19 protein-coding genes are annotated in these 20,886 nt (G+C 65.2%); 8 read left to right on the forward strand and 11 right to left on the reverse strand.

The window, feature by feature from the left end:
- Positions 1-98: 98 nt before the first annotated feature.
- The 4 genes from F4X08_00795 to F4X08_00810 all read left to right on the forward strand — a co-directional run bounded on the left by F4X08_00795 (position 99) and on the right by F4X08_00810 (position 4,661).
- Complete coding sequence (locus F4X08_00795) at positions 99-920, forward strand: MOSC domain-containing protein (protein ID MYD24338.1); 822 nt, start codon at positions 99-101, stop codon at positions 918-920.
- A 43-nt stretch (positions 921-963) separates the two neighbouring features.
- Positions 964-2,388 (forward strand): hypothetical protein, encoded by a 1,425-nt coding sequence (locus F4X08_00800; protein MYD24339.1) that lies wholly within the window; start codon positions 964-966, stop codon positions 2,386-2,388.
- A gap of 74 nt (positions 2,389-2,462) precedes the next feature.
- Positions 2,463-3,560 (forward strand): Gfo/Idh/MocA family oxidoreductase, encoded by a 1,098-nt coding sequence (locus tag F4X08_00805; GenBank protein ID MYD24340.1) that lies wholly within the window; start codon positions 2,463-2,465, stop codon positions 3,558-3,560.
- Between the two features lie 162 nt (positions 3,561-3,722).
- Positions 3,723-4,661, forward strand: a complete 939-nt coding sequence (locus F4X08_00810) for a PorV/PorQ family protein (protein MYD24341.1) — start codon at positions 3,723-3,725, stop codon at positions 4,659-4,661.
- Between the two features lie 56 nt (positions 4,662-4,717).
- Here F4X08_00810 and F4X08_00815 read toward each other — a convergent pair whose 3' ends face one another.
- From F4X08_00815 to F4X08_00850, 8 genes are all read right to left on the reverse strand, one after another.
- The gene (locus F4X08_00815) at positions 4,718-5,596 is read right to left on the reverse strand and encodes a glutaminyl-peptide cyclotransferase (protein MYD24342.1); all 879 of its coding nucleotides are present in this window, start codon (positions 5,594-5,596) and stop codon (positions 4,718-4,720) included.
- Positions 5,593-6,093, reverse strand: coding sequence for a GNAT family N-acetyltransferase (locus F4X08_00820; protein ID MYD24343.1), 501 nt, complete (start codon positions 6,091-6,093; stop codon positions 5,593-5,595). The genes F4X08_00815 and F4X08_00820 overlap by 4 nt, the downstream gene beginning before the upstream one ends.
- Positions 6,090-7,157 (reverse strand): ankyrin repeat domain-containing protein, encoded by a 1,068-nt coding sequence (locus tag F4X08_00825; GenBank protein ID MYD24344.1) that lies wholly within the window; start codon positions 7,155-7,157, stop codon positions 6,090-6,092. Before F4X08_00825 ends, F4X08_00820 begins: the two co-directional genes overlap by 4 nt.
- Positions 7,158-7,196: 39 nt before the next feature.
- Positions 7,197-8,261, reverse strand: coding sequence for a zinc-binding alcohol dehydrogenase (locus tag F4X08_00830; protein MYD24345.1), 1,065 nt, complete (start codon positions 8,259-8,261; stop codon positions 7,197-7,199).
- A gap of 77 nt (positions 8,262-8,338) precedes the next feature.
- Positions 8,339-9,868 carry a glycoside hydrolase family 32 protein gene (locus tag F4X08_00835; GenBank protein MYD24346.1) on the reverse strand — a complete coding sequence of 510 codons (1,530 nt, stop codon included), beginning with the start codon at positions 9,866-9,868 and terminating at the stop codon, positions 8,339-8,341.
- Between the two features lie 72 nt (positions 9,869-9,940).
- Entirely contained in the window at positions 9,941-10,960 is a 1,020-nt protein-coding gene (gene nudC, locus F4X08_00840) for an NAD(+) diphosphatase (GenBank protein MYD24347.1), read from the reverse strand.
- A gap of 28 nt (positions 10,961-10,988) precedes the next feature.
- The gene (locus tag F4X08_00845; protein MYD24348.1) at positions 10,989-12,209 is read right to left on the reverse strand and encodes an aminotransferase class I/II-fold pyridoxal phosphate-dependent enzyme; all 1,221 of its coding nucleotides are present in this window, start codon (positions 12,207-12,209) and stop codon (positions 10,989-10,991) included.
- On the reverse strand, positions 12,206-14,062 hold the full coding sequence (locus F4X08_00850; protein MYD24349.1) for an aspartate aminotransferase family protein: 1,857 nt from the start codon (positions 14,060-14,062) through the stop codon (positions 12,206-12,208). The genes F4X08_00845 and F4X08_00850 overlap by 4 nt, the downstream gene beginning before the upstream one ends.
- Before the next feature lie 453 nt (positions 14,063-14,515).
- Here F4X08_00850 and F4X08_00855 point away from each other — a divergent pair, with 453 nt between their 5' ends.
- The 4 genes from F4X08_00855 to F4X08_00870 are packed head-to-tail and all read left to right on the forward strand — an operon-like array spanning position 14,516 to position 17,596.
- Entirely contained in the window at positions 14,516-15,148 is a 633-nt protein-coding gene (locus F4X08_00855; protein ID MYD24350.1) for a hypothetical protein, read from the forward strand.
- The gene (locus F4X08_00860) at positions 15,145-15,882 is read left to right on the forward strand and encodes an ROK family protein (protein ID MYD24351.1); all 738 of its coding nucleotides are present in this window, start codon (positions 15,145-15,147) and stop codon (positions 15,880-15,882) included. Before F4X08_00855 ends, F4X08_00860 begins: the two co-directional genes overlap by 4 nt.
- A 19-nt stretch (positions 15,883-15,901) precedes the next feature.
- Positions 15,902-16,786 carry a hypothetical protein gene (locus F4X08_00865; protein MYD24352.1) on the forward strand — a complete coding sequence of 295 codons (885 nt, stop codon included), beginning with the start codon at positions 15,902-15,904 and terminating at the stop codon, positions 16,784-16,786.
- A 39-nt stretch (positions 16,787-16,825) separates the two neighbouring features.
- Positions 16,826-17,596: a site-specific DNA-methyltransferase gene (locus tag F4X08_00870; protein MYD24353.1), complete on the forward strand. Its 771-nt coding sequence runs from the start codon at positions 16,826-16,828 to the stop codon at positions 17,594-17,596.
- On the opposite strand, the gene F4X08_00875 is transcribed toward F4X08_00870, so the two are convergent.
- The 3 genes from F4X08_00875 to F4X08_00885 all read right to left on the reverse strand — a co-directional run bounded on the left by F4X08_00875 (position 17,560) and on the right by F4X08_00885 (position 20,714).
- Entirely contained in the window at positions 17,560-19,368 is a 1,809-nt protein-coding gene (locus F4X08_00875; protein ID MYD24354.1) for a TIM barrel protein, read from the reverse strand. The two genes, F4X08_00870 and F4X08_00875, sit on opposite strands and share 37 nt — an antisense overlap.
- Positions 19,369-19,521: 153 nt before the next feature.
- Positions 19,522-19,842 carry an L-rhamnose mutarotase gene (locus F4X08_00880; GenBank protein ID MYD24355.1) on the reverse strand — a complete coding sequence of 107 codons (321 nt, stop codon included), beginning with the start codon at positions 19,840-19,842 and terminating at the stop codon, positions 19,522-19,524.
- Positions 19,843-19,853: 11 nt separating this feature from the next.
- A complete protein-coding gene (locus F4X08_00885) occupies positions 19,854-20,714 on the reverse strand; it encodes a hypothetical protein (protein ID MYD24356.1) in 861 nt (286 codons plus the stop codon).
- Positions 20,715-20,886: the final 172 nt, after the last annotated feature.

Consider the following 20,886-nt stretch of genomic DNA (forward strand, 5'->3'; position numbering starts at 1 on the left):
GTGCCTCGCGCGAACGAATACCCCGGACCCGGCGTTATGGAATGTGAAACGGGTCAAAAACGAATAACATCCGGGTGCTTTAAAAGAAAGGAACTTCGATGCCTTACATTTCCTCCCTCCACGTCTATCCCGTCAAGTCCTGTGCCGGGCACGAGCTGACGCGGGCAGAACTGGACGCCCGGGGCATTCGGGACGACCGGTCGTGGATCGTCGTCGGGGACGGCGGCAGGCAGCCCGGAATGCTCACCCAGCGTGAAGCGCCCGCCCTGGCACTCGTCCAGCCCGCCCTTTCCTCAGACGGATTGGCGCTTTCGGCGCCGGGTATGGAGGACCTGACGGTACCGCGAATCGAGGAAGGCCCTGTCAGGAACGTGGACGTGTGGGGAGACCTCTGCGACGGGATCGACCAGGGCGACGATGTGGCGAAATGGCTCGGTACGTACCTGGACAAGCCCTGCCGCCTGCTGTACTTCAATCCGGAATTCGTGCGGCCCGTGGACCCGGACTACGCAGCGCAACCCGGCGACCAGGTGGGTTTCGCGGACGGATTCCCGCTGCTGGTGATCTCCGAGGCTTCCCTGGCGGACCTGAACGCGCGGCTCGAGACCCCGATCCGCATGAACCGCTTCAGGCCCAATGTCGTCGTGGCCGACTGCCCGCCCTACGCGGAGGACACGTGGAAGCACATCCGCGCGGGGGAGGTGGAAATCGACCTGGTCAAACCCTGCGGCCGGTGTGCCACGACCCTGGTCGAGCAGGAGAGCGGGTCGCCGGGCAAGGAACCGCTGCGCACGCTGGCGACCTACCGAAAGTTCGATCGGCCGGCCCCGTCCTTCGGCCATAACGCCGTGCACCGGTCGGCCGGCGTGCTCGAAGCCGGGATGGCCATTCAGATCCTGGACGTGCGGGAATCCGCTTGAATACTCCAGAAAGGAAGACCCCTTGAGCCAGCGCGAAATCACCATGCCGGCCGGCCGGTGCGGTCTGGGCTTCGCACGGATCGACATCACCCCGCCCGCGGGGATCTATCACCGCAGCTGGGGCGCGGCGAAGCATGACGCATCGACGGGCGTGCACCGGGAGCTGACCGCCTCCGCACTGGTGTTCGCGGACCCCGGGTCCGGAGAGGAACACGCCCTTGTCGCCCTCGAACTGGGCTGGCTGCAGGCCGGCGACCTGCGGCGTCTGTCGGAGACCGTTTCCGCCGGAACGGGCCTGCCGGCCGAACGCGTCGTCATCACCTTCTCCCATACTCATGCCGCGGGCAATTACGATCCGGACCGCCTGGAGCACGAGGGCGGCGCGCTGATCCCGGGATACCTGGACGATCTCGGCATGGGGCTTGCCGGCCTCGTTTCAACGGCCAGAGACGCCGTGCAGCCGGTCGACCTGGCCTTCGGATACGGCCGGTGCGACCTGGCGTACAACCGGGACTACTGGGACGAAGAAAAACAGCTGTACGCCGTTGGGTCCAACCCGGAACGAGCCGCCGACGACAAGGTCGTGGTCACCCGCGCCAGCGACCGGGAAGGCCGGCTGGTCGCCACCCTCGTCAACTACAGCTGCCACCCGACGACCCTGGCCTGGGACAACACGCTGATCAGTCCCGACTACCCCGGCGCCATGCGGGATGTGGTGGAGCGGGAAACCGGCGCGCCCTGCGTGTTCCTGCTGGGCGCGAGCGGCGATCTCGGGCCGCGGTACGGGTTCGTGGGCGAAACGGAGGCGGCGGACCGGAACGGCCTTCAACTGGGCTACGCCGCGCTTTCGGCCCTGAAGGGCCTGCTGCCCGACGGGACCGAGATGCGCTACGATGGCCCCGTGATTTCGGGCGCTACTATCGGGGTGTGGCGTCAACGCCCCATGGATGCCGGGCGCGCGCAAGGGCTCGAAGCCTTCGACGTTGCCGCCATGACCCTGGACCTGCCCCTGCTGGACCTGCCCGGGCAGGCGGAGCTCGACGAGCAACTCGCCGAATGGACGTCCCGCGAAGCGGCCGCCAGGCAGGATGGGCTGGACGGGGAAGCCGCCGACTGCCGCGCGCACATCGAACGGGTCCGGCGGGCCATGCGGCGCATTGAAAGCATCCCGCCGGACAGGCAGTCCGCTCCTTACGGCGTGACGCTCTGGCGCATCGGCGAAGGCGTCCTCGTGATGGTGAGCGGCGAACCCTACAGCGTACTTCAGCGTGAACTCAGGGCACGATTCCCGGCTACCGCCATCGTCGTGGTCGTCCTGTGCAATCGGGGAACGGGTGGCTACCTGCTCCCCGCGGACGACTACGGCAAGGGGCTTTACCAGGAAGAGGCGGCGGCCATCGGCCCGGGCGGACTCGAAGCGGTGACCGACGCGATCGAGCGGCAACTTGCGGTATGGGACCTGAAGTAGGCGGAAGTCCGTAAGAGGAAGCGGCACAAGCATCGAACCAGGAACAGGACTTAGATCAGACAGGAGCTTAAAACATGTCGGCAGGCAACTTACGCATCGGGCTCATCGGACTCGGAACGGTCTGCGAATTCGTGCATTACCCGGGGTTCTCCCGCATTCCGGGCGTGGAGATCGCCGGCCTGTGCGAAGTGGACGAAGACCTGCTGGCCCGCAGGCAGGCGCAGTGGGGCGTCGCGGCCGGTTTCACGGACGTGGACCGGTTCCTGGCCGCCGTCAAGCCGGACGCCGTGACCGTCGCCGTGCCGAACGTGTACCACCGCGATATCGTGCTCAAGGCCGTCGCGGCGGGCTGTCACGTGCTGTGTGAGAAACCCATCGGCATGACCGTCGCGGAGACCGTGGACATGTACGAGTCCGCCCGGGACGCCGGCGTCCGGCATATGACCGCCTTTACCTACCGGTTCGTGCCCGGCATGCGGTACCTGAAGCACCTGGTCGACGAAGGTAAACTCGGCGAGATACGCCACGCCCGCTTCCAGCGGCTCCAGGACTGGGGCGAGCGGTCCGTGGGATGGCGCCAGTACCGGCGCATGGCGGCGACGGGAGAACTCGGCGACATGGGCATACACCGCATCGACTTCGCCGAGGACCTGCTCGGTCCGATCAGGTCGGTGTGCGCGTCGCTCAAGCAGGTCGTTCCCCGGGACCGCACGGAGGACGGGCGGCCCTGCGAGCCGCAGGACGTGGAGGACTGGGTCGCCTGGATCGCCGAGTTCGAATCGGGGACCACGGGCGTGTTCGAGATGGGTAAACTGACCAAAGGGCACGGGCCCGCCGGCGACCATGACCTCTGCGAGTTGAACGGAAGCGAAGGCTCAGCCGCCTACCGGTTACACACTCCCTTTGCCATCCAGGTCGGACCGCGGCGGGAGCAATACCGGCGGCGCAGCGTACCGAAGCGCTTCCTCGCCGTGCCCGGTTCCCCCCGCGACCCGAAAGAAGGCGACCCCGCCCAGACCTTTCGCTTCGACCAGGCCTGGGAGTTCGTCTGCGCCATCCGAGAGGGACGGGACTGCGTGCCTTCCTTCTACCACGGCATGCGCGCCCAGGTCGTGGCGGAAGCCATCCTTGAGGCGGCGGCGTCCCGGAAGTGGGTGGACGTGCCGGCTTGAATCGACTCCAGCCCTACTTCGGTTCCTTCCGCCCTGTACCGCGCACTACCGAATTTTCATTTCACCGTCATAGATTCGTCATACTCCTCCGTTATATTACGACCGATCGAATTCAGTTGTCCTGACGGGATAAAAAGGGGAGATTGGGTTGGAGGAGAAAACGTGAGAAAGCTAAGCTACCTGCTCATTGCAACACTGCTGGCGATCCCGGCCGGGCCGTCCCGGGCCGGTGTCGGGCAGGGCGGCGGCCTGTTCCTGCAGATCGCCCCCGACGCGCGGTCCACGGCCATGGGCGAAACCGGCGTCGCTCACGCCCTGGGCGCCCAGGTCCCCGCGTGGAATCCGGGCGGACTGGGATTCCTCGAGTACAGCGGGGTGGCGGGAACCTATTTCAAATGGCTGCCCTACCTGGCGGACGATCTCTACTACCTGCACTTCTCCTACGTGCATCCGGTCGAAGGCATCGGGACCTTCGGCGTCAGTGTGCCTTATCTTTCGCTGGGTGAACAACAACGGGTGAGCGCGACAGGAGACAGCCAGGGGACGTTCAAGAGCTCGGACATGGCGTTGTCCCTCTCGTACGGCGCCCTGATCAACGACCGCCTGGGGGTCGGATCCAATCTGAAGATCATCCGGAGCGCCCTGTCCGACGAGGACGACGGGGTGGGCACGAGCTTCGCCCTGGATGTCGGCGTGACCGCCCGCGTCATGCCCCGGTTCACCGTGGCCGGCGTCCTTCAGAACCTGGGGACGGAAATCAAGTACACGGACTCGAACCAGGGAGACCCGCTTTCCCGGAACCTCAAAGTGGGCGCCGCGCTCACGGCGCTCGAAGACGAGTCGAACAGCCTGCTGCTTGCCGTCGACCTCAACCGCATGCTGCTGGAGGACAGCGGGAACATCCTGAACGTCGGGCTGGAGTACTGGTACCAGGATCTGATCGCGCTGCGGACGGGGTACGTGCACGACGCGGACGGCGATGTGAAAACGCCCACGTTCGGCGGCGGCCTGCAGTGGAATATGTACCGCATCGACTTCAGCTACACCACGAGTTCGACACTGCAGGACATCACCAAGTTCACCATTTCCGCCAGGTTCTAAGACAAGGAAAGCAGAGATCCGTTGGTCGAACAGGGCAGGATCGGCCGGGTAAACGGTTACCCGGAGGGGTCCTGTTTTTCGACCAGCCGGATCTCGAAGAGCCGGGGCCACCACTTCCCGGTGACGAACAGCCGGTCCCCCGCGGCATCGTAGGCAATGCCGTTGAGCACATCCACCGTGCCGCCCCCTTCGCCAAGTCCATGCTGACCGCCCGATTCGAGCAGTCCCTCCAGGTCGATCCACCCCGTGACCCGGCCCGTTTCGGGATCGATGCGGGCGATGCGGTCCTCCTGCCAGATATTTGCGTAGACCTCGCCCTTCACGTACTCCAGTTCGTTCAGGTTGCGCACCGGGCCGTCTCCGTCCCGCACGACCACCCGGCCGGTCTCCGCGAAGGTCACCTTGTCGCGGAAGTACAGGTTGGACGAGCCGTCGGTCATGATGAACCGGGCGCCGTCGTAGGTGATGCCCCATCCCTCGCCGGGATAGGACACGCTCCGCAGCAGCTCGAAGCGCTCCCGGTCGTAGATGAACCCGACACCCGATTTCCAGGTGAGCTGGATGATCTTGTCGTCGTAGAGGGCGAGGCCTTCCCCGAAGATCGTCGCGGACAGCCGGCGGACCCGTTCCACCGCGCCGGTCAGCAGCGCCACCTGGCGCAGGGAGGACTGGCCGTAGTTCCCGGTACTTTCGTACAGCGTTTCGCCCGCGATCGCCAGGCCCTGGGTAAAGGCGCCCGTATCGTGGGGGAAGGACCGGACCACCTCGTAGGTATAGGACTTTGCCGCGACCGTCGTGGTGTCGTTCCCCGCCTGCGTATCGGTGGGACTGGTGCTCGAATTCGTCGGCTCGGTACAGGCAACGAGGCCGGACAGCGCCGCGAGGCCGGTCAGGGCCGCGATGCTGACCAGGACGGCGATCAGGTTCCGCTTCATGGGTCAGTTTCCTGCAGCTTCCGGTACATGATGTGTACATCCACGAGGCCGTGCTCGGGATGGTCGAAGGCGGCCGGTACGGTGCCGACGATCGAGAACCCCAGGTCACGCCAGAGTGCGACGGCCCGGTCGTTCGTGCCGACGACCATGTTGAACTGCATGGACAGGAATCCCGCGCGGCGCGCCTCCTCGAGGGCATGAATACCCATGGCCCGCCCCACGCCGCGTCCCTGGATGTCCGGATCGACCATGAACCCCGCGTTCGCCACGTGGGCGCCCTGGCCCGGCTGGTTGGGACGGATATAGTAGGTGCCCATCACCTTGCGGCCTTCCAGCGCGACGTAGGTCCGGTTCGGCGGCGCCATCCACAGCGCGCGTGCCTGGTCCCTGTCCGTATCGGGGGGATAGGGATAGGTGTCGGCCGACCGGACGACCCGGTGAAAGATGGACCAGATGGCTTCGAAGTCGTCTTCGCCGGCCCGGCGTATCCCGATCATCCGCGCCCTCTTTCCAGGAGCATGGATTCGATGGCTTTCCTTTTCTTCTCGCGGGCGACGTCCAGCGCCGTGGCGCCGTCCCGGTCCCGGATGGACGGATCGGCGCCCTGGTCGAGCAGGTAAGTGACGAATGGCTTCCCGGCGCCGCGGACGGCGGCCCAGTGCAGCGCGGTGCGTCCGCGGTGATCGTCGACGCCGTTCACGTTGGCGCCGCGGTCGACCAGGAAACGAGCCATGTTGTACGTCCCGTACTGCACCAGTTCGCTCAGGGTGTCGTCCACCGCGGGATGCCGGATGTCCGCCCCGGCCGCCAGCAGCATTTCCACCGAATCGTAATCCACGCTCCACAGGGCGTTGACCAGGCCGGGATCGGGTTTCGCGCCGGCGTCCAGCATCGCCTGCATCATGGCCCGGTTGCCGATGGCGGAGGTCAGCGGCGGGGGAGGCCGGTTGACCTCGGCGCCCCGCTGCAGGAGCAACACGACGATCGCTTCTAGACGGGCGGCGACCGCCGCGTCGTCCCGGCCCGCGCTTGAAGCCGCGGCGTAGTTCAGGGGCCGCCACCGGTTCTCGTCCACCGCGTCGACCAGGCCTTCGTCCCCGTCCAGGAGCGCCCGGACGCGATCCGCCTCGCCCAGGGCCACGCTGGTGAAGATATCCCATTCCTCGATGTATTCGCGGAGCACCGGCAGGAACTGGATCTCCCCGCCCACGGCGGCGAGACAAGGCGCCGTCATGCGGCCATGGCCGCCCCGCAGATCGATGCGCGCGCCGAGTTCGAGCAAGGCGCGCACGGTTTCCAAGTGGTGCGGACCCTTGGGTATCGTCTTCTTGTGTTCCAGCACGCGATGCAGCGGACGGTGCCGATGGTTGTTGCGGCTGATCACGTTGGGATCGGCGCCGTGTTCGACCAGCAGCCTGACGATCTCCGTACTCCCCGTGAAGGCGGCCGTCATGATGGGCTGCCAGTGCCGGGCGGCCTCCGGATCTTCCTTCAGCAGGGCTTTCGCGGCGTCCAGGTCGCCGGACCACGCCGCGCTCGTCAGTTGCTTTTCCAGGCCCATGGACCTCGACCTCCCTTTCCTCGATGCCTTACGGTCGTCTTACGGCCACCTCACAGCCACCTTGATCACCTCGTTCGGCGCGTGCCGCATCTTGCCGTACGCTTCCGGCAATTCGTCGGGTGTCACGACGGGATCGGGCAGACCGTGTGGATGGAGCGTACCCTCCCGGAATAGGCGGACCAGGGTTTCGAATATACGGTCCTCTTCCCAGAACAGGTTCCGCTGCGGGCGGCTGCATGCCCTTGCCGAGACGATGTCGATCTGGTTGAAATGAAACTCCTCGCCCAGGTAAAGTCCCTTCGCGTCCCCCAGGTAGAAGGCCAGGGGCACCACCCGCCCCGCGTACCGGGTGGCCCGGATCGCCTGGTTGAGCGCGTGGTAGCTCCCGCTGGCCTCGATGGCGACATCCGCGCCGTGTTCGAGCCATTCGCGGGATGCCATGCCGAAATCGCCGACCTCCTTCGGATCGACCGCCATGGTCGCGCCGTGCCGCAGTGCCAGTTCGCGCCGGCGGGCGATCGGGTCCACCGCCACCACGTCGACCGCGCCGGACAGCCGGGCCAACTGGACGGTGAAGAGCCCGATGGCGCCCATGCCGAAGACGATGACCCGCTCGCCAATCCGCACCTGCCCGTCCCGCACGGCCGCCAGGGCGAAGTCGGCGGGATCCATGCAACAGGCCGCCTCCTCGCTAAACCCCGGGAGCAGCGGCTTAAAGTGACGGCCCTGGTGGACCGGCCTGAATCCGCCGTAGCCGTATACCCGGTCGCCCTCCTTCAGATCGTCGACTTCGCTGCCGGCGGCCATGACCGTACCCACGGTCGTATTGCCCACGGGCTTCCAGGCCGTCGAGTCGTACGAATGGGTCCGCGACCGGTCGAAGACCCGGCCGTCCGGGTCCATGGGCACGCTGCAATAGATGGATTCTCCCGTGATCTCGCCCTTCTCCGTCCCGTGTTTCGCCGCGGAGAGTTTGCTGCGGACGCGGACTTCATCGGGTCCGAGATCGTCCAGCGTATAGGATTCCCATCGGGGTTCGAAGGCGTTGTTGCAAACGAGTTGCCGCAGTTCGATACCATCCACGGTGGCCATGCTTTCCTCCATGCCTGTCGGCCTGATGCCAGGGCGCCCTTCGTTGCCAGCCGGCCTGATGCGGGCCGTCCTCCGGTGCTACGGGTGGTTCAGGTCCATATCGATTTCATCTTGTAGGCCCGGAGCGACCGGACCCGGCTGTCGACGCCCTGGGAACGGAAGGACAGGCCCGTGCTGTCCGGCCGATCGGGATAGACCCGCAGCGCGACACACTGGCGGCCGTTGGCGAAGACCTCCACGACGCTCCGGTCGACGAACACCCGCAGTTTCAGGGTTTCGTCCTCTTCCAACGCCAGCGGCGCGGTCTCTGGCGCGCGGGACAGGACATCGGGCGCGGTGGACGCGTAGGAGGTATCGACGGAAAGCAGGCTCCCGCCGTGGAACCCGCGGCCCTGGTAGAAGGCGATGCGCGTGAACTCCTCCCGGTCCGGCGACCGCAGCACGTTCATCTCCACCATGGGCGACGATCCCGGGTCGATCTCCACCTCGAACTCCATGGTGTTGCCGCCCTCCGGCGCGGGCAGGACGACCTCCCGGTTGGCCGGAAGGTTGAAGCCGTCGAACCGGACCGGGGCTTCCCGCAGCGATTCGAGGGCCTCGACCGGCTCCTGGTACAGGTCGTCGCCGTCGACGGTCAGGCGACGGGGCAGGGACATGATCTGATTCCACCCCTCCGTCGGCTTGCCGTGGTTCATGTTGAAGATCGCGACGAGCCCGCCCTTGCCGTCCGGCGTGGCCGAAGGTGCGTGCAGCCCGGACGGCTTGTACGCGCCGAAATTGAACTTGGCGCCGTAGGTGACGACGAACTTGTCCCGATCCGTGTCATAGTCGCCGATCAGGTATTGGGGACCGCTCATGTGGCTGAAGAAGAGCAGGATGTGGCGGTCTCCGATGGGCCAGAAGTACGGGCAGGCGCCGTCGTCCCCCACCAGGGTGTAGTCGTCGTCCTCTACGAAGGGATGGAGGTAGGTCCAGCGGGCAAGGTCCTCGGAGCGGAAAAGGTAGTTGGCACGCCTTTTCTTGCCGGCCGGCCCTGTCGGCTTGGTGCCCGCGGAGAGCGAATAGTACACCCCGTCCTTCTTCCAGATGCACGGATCGAACACGTTGTATGGCGCGGGCGGACCGTCCTTCGGCGGCATGGGGATGACGGGGCCTTCGGTGACCTTCTCCCAGTTGAGCAGCAGGGGATCGCTGGAAACGGCGACCATGTTGCCCGCGACCGTGCCGTGGTACATGGCGATCACGCGTTCTTCCTCCACCAGCGCGGCGCCCGAGTAACAGCAGCGCTCCGGGTTGGGATAGATACAGTAGGGCAGGTCGCGCCAGTGGACCAGATCGTCGGATATGGCGTGGCCCCAGTGCTGGCGCGTGTCCTCCGGAGGATAGGCCTGGTAGAAAAGATGCCAGCGTCCCTGCCAGAAGCACAGGCCGTTGGGGTCGTTGAGCATGGCCTCGGGATTCACGTAGTGGTACGCGGGCCGGTGAGGATCTCCCTCGTAGCTCCTGCGGGACGCGTTGAGCCGCTGAAGAAGCGGATTGTCCGCCAGCGCGGCCTCCTGCGCCTCGAGCGAATCCGAAGGAAAGGTGTAGTAGGGGACCAGGGACGTGTAGTCTTCCATTTTGCGCTCCATATTTGGATTCGATGGCGGCCGGCGGCGCTCCACCTCAAGATGCCGGACGCCTTGATTGTTTCAGCGTTCGGTCACTTCGGACACCCAGGAGTCGACCAGGAACCGGGCGATGGAATCACGGCGGGGCAGGGCATAGGACGCCGACTCGTCGCCCCACTCGCCGAAGGCCCGTACTTCCTCTGCGGTGAACCAGCGAGCCTCCACGAGTTCCTCCGCGTTTACCACGATGGCGGTGGATGCCGCCCGCGCGCGGAAACCCAGCATCAACGACGAGGGGAAGGGCCAGGGCTGGGAGGCCTGGTAGTGCGCCGCGCTCACGCGGACGCCGACTTCTTCGAACACCTCCCGGGCCACGGTTTCCTCCAGGCTCTCCCCCGGCTCCGTGTAGCCGGAAAGCGTGGAAAACACGTTCGGCGGCGGCCTGTGGTGGTTGCCCAGGAGACACATGGGCGGGCGGCCGTCTTCCGGCCGGTATTCCACCAGTGTGATCACCGCGGGGTCGATACGAGGAAAGGCGTTCCTGCCGCAATCCACGTCCGTGCACCGGCGCCGGCGGCCCCCTTCCAGGCTTTCGGTGGCGTGGCCGCATCGGCCACAGAACCGGTTCTCGCGGTGCCAGTACAGCATCCCCCGCGCATACGCCATGAGCGCGGCCCCGCGCGCGTCGATCGACGGACCGGCGCGCCAGAGGTCCTGGAACTTCCCCCGGCCCCCGGCCGCCGCGACCGCATCTTCTTCATCGGAACCCGAGAGGTCCACCGCGAAAACGGCCCGGTCTCCTTCCATACCCAGGAAAACGGTTTCGCAACTGGCCGCCAGCACGTCCGCGCCGGACGGACCGCTCGGGTCATCCGGACCAGCCACTCCGGTCGCGCCGGCCGCGTCAGAGGAACCCCCGCAGATGACCGCGGACGGCAGGGACGCCCCACGTTCGTCATCAATCAGGCTCAGATCGCGCCAGACGGGTATGAAGCAGGTGTCGTCCAGGGCCAGCCGTCCGGCGAGCCACTCCGGATCGCCGCGCCGTTCCTCCACCCGATCCAACGGGACGTCCGCGAATTTCAGTACCGGATTGTCCATGGGACCCGTGTCTCGCCCGAATGCCGCGCTACAACACCGCTTCCAGCGTGTTGATGAAGGCCTCGTTCTCGTCCGGCGTGCCCACGGTCACGCGCAAATGCCCCTTCAGCCCCCACCACATGGCGTCGCCGATCCAGACGTTGCGCTCCTGGAGCGCGTTGAACACGGTTTCGGCCTTGTCCCCGAGCCTGAACAGGACGAAGCAGGAATCGCTGGGCGTATACGGGATATCCAGCCGTTCGAAGGCCTCGCCCAGGTAGGCCTTGCCTTCGTCCACAGCCCTCCGGCTGCGCTCGTAGTGCCCGTGGTCGTCCAGCGCGGCGATGGCGGCGTACACGCCCAGGTTGCCCGGCGGGCCGCCCAGGTTGTAGAGCGACAGCTTCCGTCTCAGCCGGGGCGAGAGCGCGGCGTACCCGACACGCATGCCCGCCAGGCCGTAGATCTTGGAGAATGTCCGGGATACGATCACGTTGTCGTGTTCGAGCGTCAGGTACATCGCGTCGCGGTAGCCGGGATCGGTCGTATAGTCGATATACGCTTCGTCGATGAACACCGTGACGTGTGACGGCACGGACTGGACGAAATCCGCCAGCGCGTCATGTTCCACCACGGTGCTGGTGGGATTATTGGGATTCGTCACGACCACGACCGTCGTGTTGTCGTTGATCCTTTCGTACATGGCGTTCAGGTTGTGCCGAAGGTCCCGGGTCAGTCGGACGTAGTTGACCTTGACGTCGGCGCCTTCTTCTTCTTTGAACCGTCTCCAGACATCCGCCGTATCGAAGTAGGCGGGCTGGGCCTGGACCAGTTCCGCCTTGTCCCGGACCGTCGCCAGACCCACCGAGTGAAGGATCATGCTGGAACCCGCGCTCAGGATCATCCGGCGGTCTTTCGTAACCTCTTCCCAGTTGTCCCACGTCGTCGTGGTGACAGGCAACCCGTGTTTCCGTTCGAGGGCGTTGATCAGGGCTTCCACTGGGTCCGGCATGAAACTCCAGTGGTAGCGGTTCACGTCTAAAATGCGCGCGGCGACCGCCTCGACGGCCCGCGGAGACGGTCCCAGGGGGTTCTCGTTGGACGACAGGTTCACGTAGCCCGGTGCGATACCATGACCCTGGATATCCTCCGGTTTCTTGCCCGACACCAGGGCCTGCGCCATCACCATCGGATCGGCAGACAGGGCAGCCAGTCCTCCCAGCAGCGTTCCCCCTATGAATCCCCGGCGCGACAGGTTGGAATCAAGTTTCATGACGTCTTCAACTCCTTTACCGTTTCCCGGATGCTGTCCGCCAATATGTCCAGCATGAGGTCCGTCTCTTCCCGGTTGATGACAAGCGGCGGCGCCAGGGCGATCCAGTTGGGATCGAAGCGCGTCAGCAGCCCTTTTTCGAGCGCGGCATGGCCGGCCTGCACGCCGAACTTCACCGATGGATCGAAGGGCGTACGGGTATCGGGATCTTCCACGAATTCAACGCCGGCCAGCAGGCCGCAGCCTCGGATATCGCCCACGATGCCGAATTCCCGCAGTTCCTCCAGCCGCTGCCGGACATAGGCGCCCGTCTCGCTTGCCCGGGCGCACAGGTCCCTTTCCCGGATCTCCGCCAGGTTCGCCAGTCCGGCCGCCGCGGCCAGCGGGTTGCCGCCGTAGGTGTGGCCGTGGGAGAACTCGACCTCGTCCTCTTCGCGACCGAGAAAGGCGTCTGCGATGGAATCCCGGAAGGCGATCCCCGCCAGGGGCACGTATCCGCTGGACATGCCCTTGCCCATGCAGAGGATGTCGGGCGCCGCCTCGAAGGTCTGGGCCGCGAACATGCTGCCGGTGCGGCCGAAGCCGGTGATGATCTCGTCGTAGATCAGGAGGATTCCGTGCCGGTCGCAGATATCCCGGAGCTCGGGGAGATACCCCGGCGGCGGCATGATGATCCCCCCGGTGTTCCCCACGGGTTCCAGGATGAGCGCGGCGATGGTCTCGGCGCCTTCCAGCTCGATGAGGTCCTCAACTGTCCGGGCGCAGAAGACCTCGCAATCCGGGAAGGTCTTTTCATAGGGACACCGGTAGCAGGTCGGCGGGTGGACGTGCAGGAAACCGTGCAGGGTGGGTTCGAACATGGTCTTGCGCCGGCGCGTGCCCGTGGCCGACAGGGCCCCCATGGTCGCGCCGTGGTACCCGTGAAACCGCGAGATCACCTTGAACTTGCCCGGGTTGCCGGTCTGCCGGTGGTATTGCCGCGCCAGCTTCATGGCCGCCTCGGTGGCCTCCGATCCGCCGGACAGGAGCTTGATGGTGTTCAGGTCCTCAGGCGTGACTTCCGCCAGCCGCTGGACCAGCTCGATGGCCGGCGGGCTGGTGGCGTGGAGCGGAGGCGCGAAGGCCATGGTGTCCAGCTGGGCCTTGATCGCCTCGATGATCCTCCGGTTGCCGTGGCCGGCGTTCACGGTGAAGATGCCCGACAGACCGTCCAGGATCCGCCGTCCGTTCACGTCCTCGTACCAGACCCCGTCCGCCATTTGTACGACGAGGGGGTCCTCGATGAAGGTCTCCATCTGGCGCAGGTCGAGGACGAGGCGCCGGAGGGATTCAGGTGCGGTGAGCAGTTCGGCATTCATCATTTGGTTGGCGACTAGTACAGCCGGTCGATGACGACGTCCGCCCCGGAGTCTCCGACGACCACCCGCGCGTTGATCCCTTCCATGTCGCCGGCCTGCGGGACGCCGGCGTTCCCGTCCAGGTCGATGCGCGCGACGATGGTGACTTCTCCGGAGAAGGACGGGCCCTGGACGGCCTGGTCCGCGCCGCTCAACGTGTACGGCATGGGGAACCGCAGGCTCCTGAAACGCTTGACGGCCATGGGCGGACCGTTCTCGCTTCGTCTCGCCATGACGTACATGGTCTCCGAGCCCCTGAGCCGCGCGAAGAGTTCCGGCGTGATGTCGATGGTACCCGATACGCTCGTACCGCCTGCCGGAGGCGTGGTGGGCTGACCTTCCTCGAAGCTTCGGCCGGCCACCCGGCTGCCGTCGATCGGCCGCTGCGCCTCCACGAAGGACCTGCCGGACGCCTGCCCGCCGTCTTCGGGCAAGGGACGCAGGTTCTGATCGCATCCGCACCAGATCAGCGCACCCAGCAATATCGATTTGAAATGTATAAGGCGCATGTCAATAAAGGGACCCGGTTATGGGTCCCGGTTATGGGCCCTGGTCAGCGGGAAGGCCCTGTTGCTACGGGTGTTTTTCGTCGTCCGGACACTCCGGATAGTCTAGGCTAACCCCCGCCGGTTGTCAACCTCTATGTACCTGCCATGTACCTGCGCGAGGGAAGAAGAAAACCCTTGACTTGACCTGTTGCGCAAACCTAACATGAAACTTCGCCGGCGACTCCTTTCCCGGGGTTGGCCGGTATGTTGTTTCAGGCAGGCAAAGCACGAGCGTTCATCTACTTTGCCATGCATGCCTCGGGTGGGAATGGCCGGCATGGTCTTGCCAGATTCCACCTCCTCTTTACGATAGACCGGGTCTTCTTCCAAGGCGGTTCCCAGGAACCGGGACTGGACAGTCATGCCGCAAGGTACGATCACCAGGCTGAACCACACCAGGGGTTACGGGTTCATCAACACCCCGGAGAACGAAGACCTGTTTTTCCATCGATCCAACATTACGGACGGGCAGTTTTCGTTGCTGCAGGTCGGCGACCAGGTGGCGTATACCGTCCAGTTCACTTCCCGCGGCCCCCGGGCCGATCAGGTCCAGGTCCAGAGTCAGTCCGTGAGACTCCAGGTGAACCTTGCCGTGAAGGACCTGCAGGTGTCCGCGGCATTCTACACGGAGACCTTCGGCTTCAAGGAACTGTCGAACGATCCCGGTTACATCCTGCTCCAGCGGAACGAACTGGTCCTCGGACTGAAGACCGACGAACTGCTCTGGTATCCGGACCCGGGGGAACAGCCTGTCGAGTCGCTCGCCCGCGGCGTGGGAGTCGAACTGGTCCTGGAGATCTCGGATATCGGCCAGTTCCATGCAAAGATGCAACAGGCCGGGGTGGCCATACACGAACCTCTGACAGAGCAACCCTGGGGCGCCACGGACTTCCGCATGCTGGACCCGGACGGCTATTACTGGCGGATCACGTCCCCACGCGACCGCGATGCCGTCCAGGCCGAAGAAGAATCGACGGAAGGTGAACCCGCATGAGTCTTCTGGGGATCGATATCGGCGGAACGGGCATAAAAGGCGCACCGGTCTGCCTGGAATCCGGAAGACTCGAGACGGAACGCTTCAGGATCGGCACCCCCAGGCCGGCCACGCCAAAGAAAGTGATCGAGACCGCGGCGGAGATCGTCCGGCACTTCGACCTGCAGGGTCCCGTGGGATTCGGCTTTCCCGCGGTCATCAAGCACGGTACGGTGCGGACCGCCGCGAACATCGACGCGTCCTGGATCGGTGTCAACGCGGCAGAACGCATGGCGAAGGCGACCGGCCGGCCGGTCGTTTTCCTGAACGACGCGGATGCCGCGGGCATGGCGGAAATGCGGTACGGCGCGGGCAGAGACCGGGACGGTGTGGTGGTCATCGCGACCCTGGGAACCGGCATCGGCACCTCCCTGTTCGTCGACGGCACGCTCGTGCCCAGCACGGAATTCGGACACATCGAGATGAAAGGCCGCGTCGCGGAGAAATACGCCGCCGAAAGCGTTAGGAAGGCGAAGGGCCTGAGCTGGGAGGAATGGGGCGGTCGGGTGAACGAATACCTGTGCAGGCTGGACGAGTTGATCCGCCCGGACCTGATCATCGTGGGCGGCGGCGCCAGCAACAAGTACGAGAAGTTCTCGTCGTGCTTCACCGTGGATACCGAGGTCGTCCCCGCCCGGCTGAGGAACCAGGCCGGGATCATTGGGGCGGCCCTGGCCGCGCAGACCGCCGCGTGACCCGCAGAAAGCGCCGTACATGTCCATACTCAGCAAGTCGAAACTGTTTCCCATGCTGCCCGACGGCGTCCGCGGACGTGTGACCGAAAACCACCGCCTGTCCCCTTCCCGCCGTCTGAAGAGCAGGAAACAGGCCGGCGAGTTCATCCTGGAACGGTGTTTCGTCTCGGTCTACTCCGGCACCGAACTACCCAGTATCCAGGAGGCCATAGACGGCAGGACCGGCCTTGCCGGCAACGGTAACGGGATCAGCACGGGACAGGGCATCGCCAGTATCTGGCTGAGCGACCTGCCCGAAGCCGTTCCCTGCCTGTTCGGCACCTTCGTGAAGCGCAGGCCCACGCTCGTCGCCCGGAAGCACTGGGCGGCCCTGCTGGCCATGGAAGGAGAAGGCTTCCGGGGCGCACGGGAGCGCAACCGGATCTCCCCGGCGGCGTTCCGCCTGGCCGACTGCATCGAACGGGACGGCCCGGTCACGGGGCGGGCGCTGCGGGACCGGCTCGCAGGATCCGTCCGCATGGACGGGCGGACGTTCCGCAAGGCGTTGCTGGAACTCGAGAAGCTGTGGTTGATTGTTCCTGGACGGTCCGGACAGCCTGGTAGGAACGTCCATGACGCGGCCTCGTGCGTATGGGAGCTGACTAAGCGGTGGGTGCCCGACGAGACGGCGAGGGAAGCCGTTTCCATGACCCGCCGTCACGCCATGCGCAGTCTGCTCGTGGGCGCCGTGGAGTCCGCCGGAGCCGTCGACGAGAAGGCGGTCTACCGGTGGTTCGGCTGGCCCCGGTCCATGACGGGCGGGCTCATGGACGAAGCCCTGTCGGCTGAGGAATGCTTCCGGGTGGACGGCCCCAGTCCCGTGATCATCTCAAGCGCCCTGGCCGAAATCTGGCCCGAAGCCTGACTCGGCGGTGAAGGCCGCCGTCCGCCCTTACTTCCCGCAATGCGCCTTTACCACGATGACGACCAGTCCCGGCTCTGGCTAGGCGACGCGCGCAGGATGGACCCGATTCCCGACGAGTGCGCCGGGCTGGTCCTGACCTGTCCGCCCTGGTGGGAGAGCGGCGACTACGGCCACCCGGACCAGATCGGTTTCGGCCAGACCTATCCGGACTTCCTGGCCTCGCTTTCCGAGGTGTGGGCGCAGTGTTACCGGTGCCTCATGCCCGGCAGGGCGATTATCGTCTGGATCGCCGACCTGCTCTGGCGGGATGAACCGGTCGCCCTTGCGGCGGATACGCACCGCAGTCTGCAGGAGGCGGGATTTCAGTACGAGGCCACCTGGTACTGGTTCGAACCGGGGAAGGCGGTGCGGGAGGAACCGGCGGATGCCCGCGTTCCGCTCGGATGCCGGCCCAAGGTGCACGCCGAGACCATCCTGGCCTACCGGAAGCCCGGCGAATCCGAAGCACCGGCGCCCGGCGTCGTGGAAGAAAGCAGAATTCCCTCTTCAGCATGGCGGGCGGGCCGCCAGGCCGTCTGGACGCCCGACGATAACCTCGAACATCCCTACAGGCGCTTGATCCGCCTCTGGTCATACGCGGGCGATACGGTCCTGGACCCCTTTGCCGGGCAGGGCACGATCGCCCTGGCCGCACGCGCGCTCGGGCGCCGCAGCATCTCCGTGGAACTGAACCCCGATTCCTGCCGGCACATCACGTCGCTTCTCTCGCAGCCTCACATGCCGTTTTCGGCGAGCAGGCGCCGCAGGTAGGCGACGGCCTTGGGTACCGCGATCTCCTCGGCTTCGACGTCCTGCCCTTCGTAGACGACCGACATCCAGCCGTTGAAACCGACCTGCTTCAGGATCCCCAGAATGCGGGGATAGTCCAGCCACTCCTCCTCGCCGGACTGGATGCGGTAGAACTTCGCCCGCACGTGCGCCGCGTACGGCGCGCTCTTTTCCATGCTGCCGTAGAAATCGTAGGCGGGGTCCGGGTTGCCCCTGCTGCCCGAAGCGCCCGGCGACCCGGCGTACTGGCCCGTGTCGAGGATATGGGTGAACGTGGGACGATCCACCTGGTTCAGGATGCGAACGACGTCGTCGCCGGTGCGGGTCACGCAGCCGTGATTGTGGTTGTGAAGCCCCACGGCCACGCCCCGGGCGGCTCCGTGATCCACCACCTCGGAGATGCCGTAGATCATCCGGGACCAGGTGACGCGCGCGGGCGTGTCCTCCCGGTCCCAGGCCGCGAAGATCCGGACCAGGGGCACGTTCAGCCGCGCGGCCACGTCGATCCAGTGCTTGACCATCTGGATCTCGGCGGCGATCTCCCCGGGCGGCTTCCCGAAGTTGTTGCTGATGCCCAGGTAGGAAATGGCAAGCCCTCGCTGCAGGCACCGCATGCGCACGTCCCGAAGGTACGCGTCATCTTCCGATTCCAGCGCCCGGGTATGGATGTCGATCCCGTCGAGGCCCATTTCACGGGCGTGGTCGATGAATTCGAACAGGTCCATGCGGCCCTCGGAAATGGCGTGGCCGTAACTCAAGGACATGCAACCGAGTTTGATCACTGCGTGTCGTCCTTTCTCCCTTCGGCCCGGTCGCCGTCCATCGTACAGGACTGCTCCAGGAAATAGACCATGACGTACTCTTCGGCCGTGCGTTTGGGACCGGGTAGGTTTCGGATCCGCCGCGCGTGGGCTTCGAGGTGGCGCTTGACGAAGAACAGGTAGAGCTGGGTGACGAAGTCGGTGGCCGTATGGTTGTAGAGATAGGTGGGCGGCAGGGAAAGGGTGGTATCGACGCTCGGATACGTCTCCCTGTGTTGCCCCTCGATCAGTTTGTCGCCCAGGGACTCGAGTTCCTCGGTGGACACGCTGAAGAGGAACTCTCGAAAGGCCTGCAGTTCCTCCGGCGGACAGGTCTTCCTGGAGAAATAGTCGAGGAACCGGATGTCGCCACCCGCGCGCATCAGGGCAAATACCTCGGAAACCCCCATGAGGGTACCCAGCTGAACGGTCGTCTGCCGCCGGGCTTCCCAGGTGGTCTCGAGGACGGGCAGGAAGGCTTCGATCCGGCGGGAGAACCGGTCCTCCCAGAGGTGGGTCAGGGCGGTGGCCGCCTTGATGCGGACCGCGCGGCCGAGGTTGTCGTCGCAGACGATGGCGATCAGCAGCGATTCGATCACCTTGTTGTGTATGCTCTGGCTGATCCGGGCGCCGATGGCGTCTTCCACGGCCGTGAATTCGTCCCGGCCGCCCAGCGCTTCTTGGACCACCTGGTGCAGGAGTCGGAACAGGTTCAGCCGCGCCATGACGTACACCTGCCCGACCGCGGCCCGCATGGGAAGCAGCATGTCGACGGTGAAGAGCGTGGCGTTGGACAGCGCTTCGATGAGGGAAGCGGCATCCCGCCGCTGCTGGCCGAGGGACTGGCTTTCCAGCAGGGAGGGATAGGCGTTCATGACCCTGGCCAGGTCGCTCAACCGGGCGATGGACTCGCAGATCGCCTGGTCGAGGTGCGCGGCGTCGGGATTCCTGCATTCCTTCAGCGAATCGGTGATGTCCCGGATCAGCCGCTTTTCGTCTTGCGTCAGGACGGGCGTATTGAGGGTGGAGGTGTCCAAGTGGTCTTGTTTTACCTTATTAACCTGCACGCGGGGGGCGCGCTTTACTTTTGTTTCAGGTAGAAACCTGTCATTCCAGGTAGAAAACCTGCTCCAGCGGCACCATGTTCTCGTCGGCGTGCTTGCCGCCGAGGTTCTCGAAATAGGGTGCCATGAACTCCTGCCAGCGCGCGTTGACGTCCGTCTCCGCCATCCTGGCCAGTGCCTTCTCGAAATCCGGGGTCTCGCAGTAGCCGAAGAGCAGTCCGTCCTCGCGCATGAACAGCGAGTAGTTACGCCAGCCCGCGTCTTGCAACGCCTCCAGCATCTCGGGCCAGACCTCCCGGTGGTGCTTCTTGTAGCCTTCGATCATGTCTTCCTTGACTTTCAAAATGAACCCGACCCGTTGCATGGTAATCTCCTTCATGCTTTGTACTTGTAACTGACTTTCTCGATGTTCTCGTGGTCCGACCTGCGTGCCCGTTCCAGGGCGTAGGACGAGACGGGGAAGTAGTAGTGGGTTTCGGCATGAAGCGTAATAAATCCTTCGGCGTAGGCGACGTGTCCCGCGCTGCCGAAGGCCCCGTCGGACGTCTCGATGCGCTTGCGCGCGTACGCGCCGCCGTAGCCCTGGCTCACCAGGGCGTCCAGCGCCGCCAGCTTCTTGTCGACCACGTCCGTGATGTCGATGAAGACGTCGTTGTAGTACCCGCCGCGGGCGTCCCAGACGTTCCTGGGCAGGCTCGCACCGCCGCAGCCCCAGTAGAACACCTGGGCCACCTGGTGGGGCGGGCGCCGGTCGCCCGGGTCGACGGAACCGGCCAGGCCCATGGCGAGCATCACGATGCGGCCGGCCACGGCGTGGGGGTTCCAGGTGCCGCCGCCCTCGTCGGGGAAATGGGTGAGGATGATATCCGGCTTCAGTTCCCGCAGCAGGCTGGCGAGCTGGCGTACGATCGGCCGGTCGGGCAGGAGCACGGCATCGTCCGCGCCCATGAAATAGACGTCCTCCACGCCGAGGGCCCGGCACGCCGATCTCACCTCTTCCGCCTTTACGTCGGACCGTTCCGCCATCATCCGCTTCAGGGTGTCCCCGTCCGGCACCTCATCCGCGTGGAACATGTCGTCGCTGATGACCTTGTCGTGCACGCGGGCGCCGTGGGTCAGCACGACGCATCCCACCCAGTCGCCGCGGGCGGTGTGATGAGCCATGGCGCCGCCCGACTGGTCGAAAATATCGGCCGGATGCGCACCGATGGACAGGATGCGAAGCTCGTCGCTCATGACGACACTCCCATATTTCGAGCAGGCGTGATTATGGCGTTCGAAAGGGTATGCGGAACGCTTGACTGTGGCCGATAGAAAGGCTTACTTGTCCCAGAATCACCGGCGGACCGAATTGTCGGAAGACGACGAGGAGATCCGGTTTTCGGTGGTGCCGATCGTTCAGATAAAT

The sequence above is a fragment of the Gemmatimonadota bacterium genome (assembly GCA_009841265.1).
GTDB lineage: Bacteria > JAAXHH01 > JAAXHH01 > JAAXHH01 > JAAXHH01 > JAAXHH01.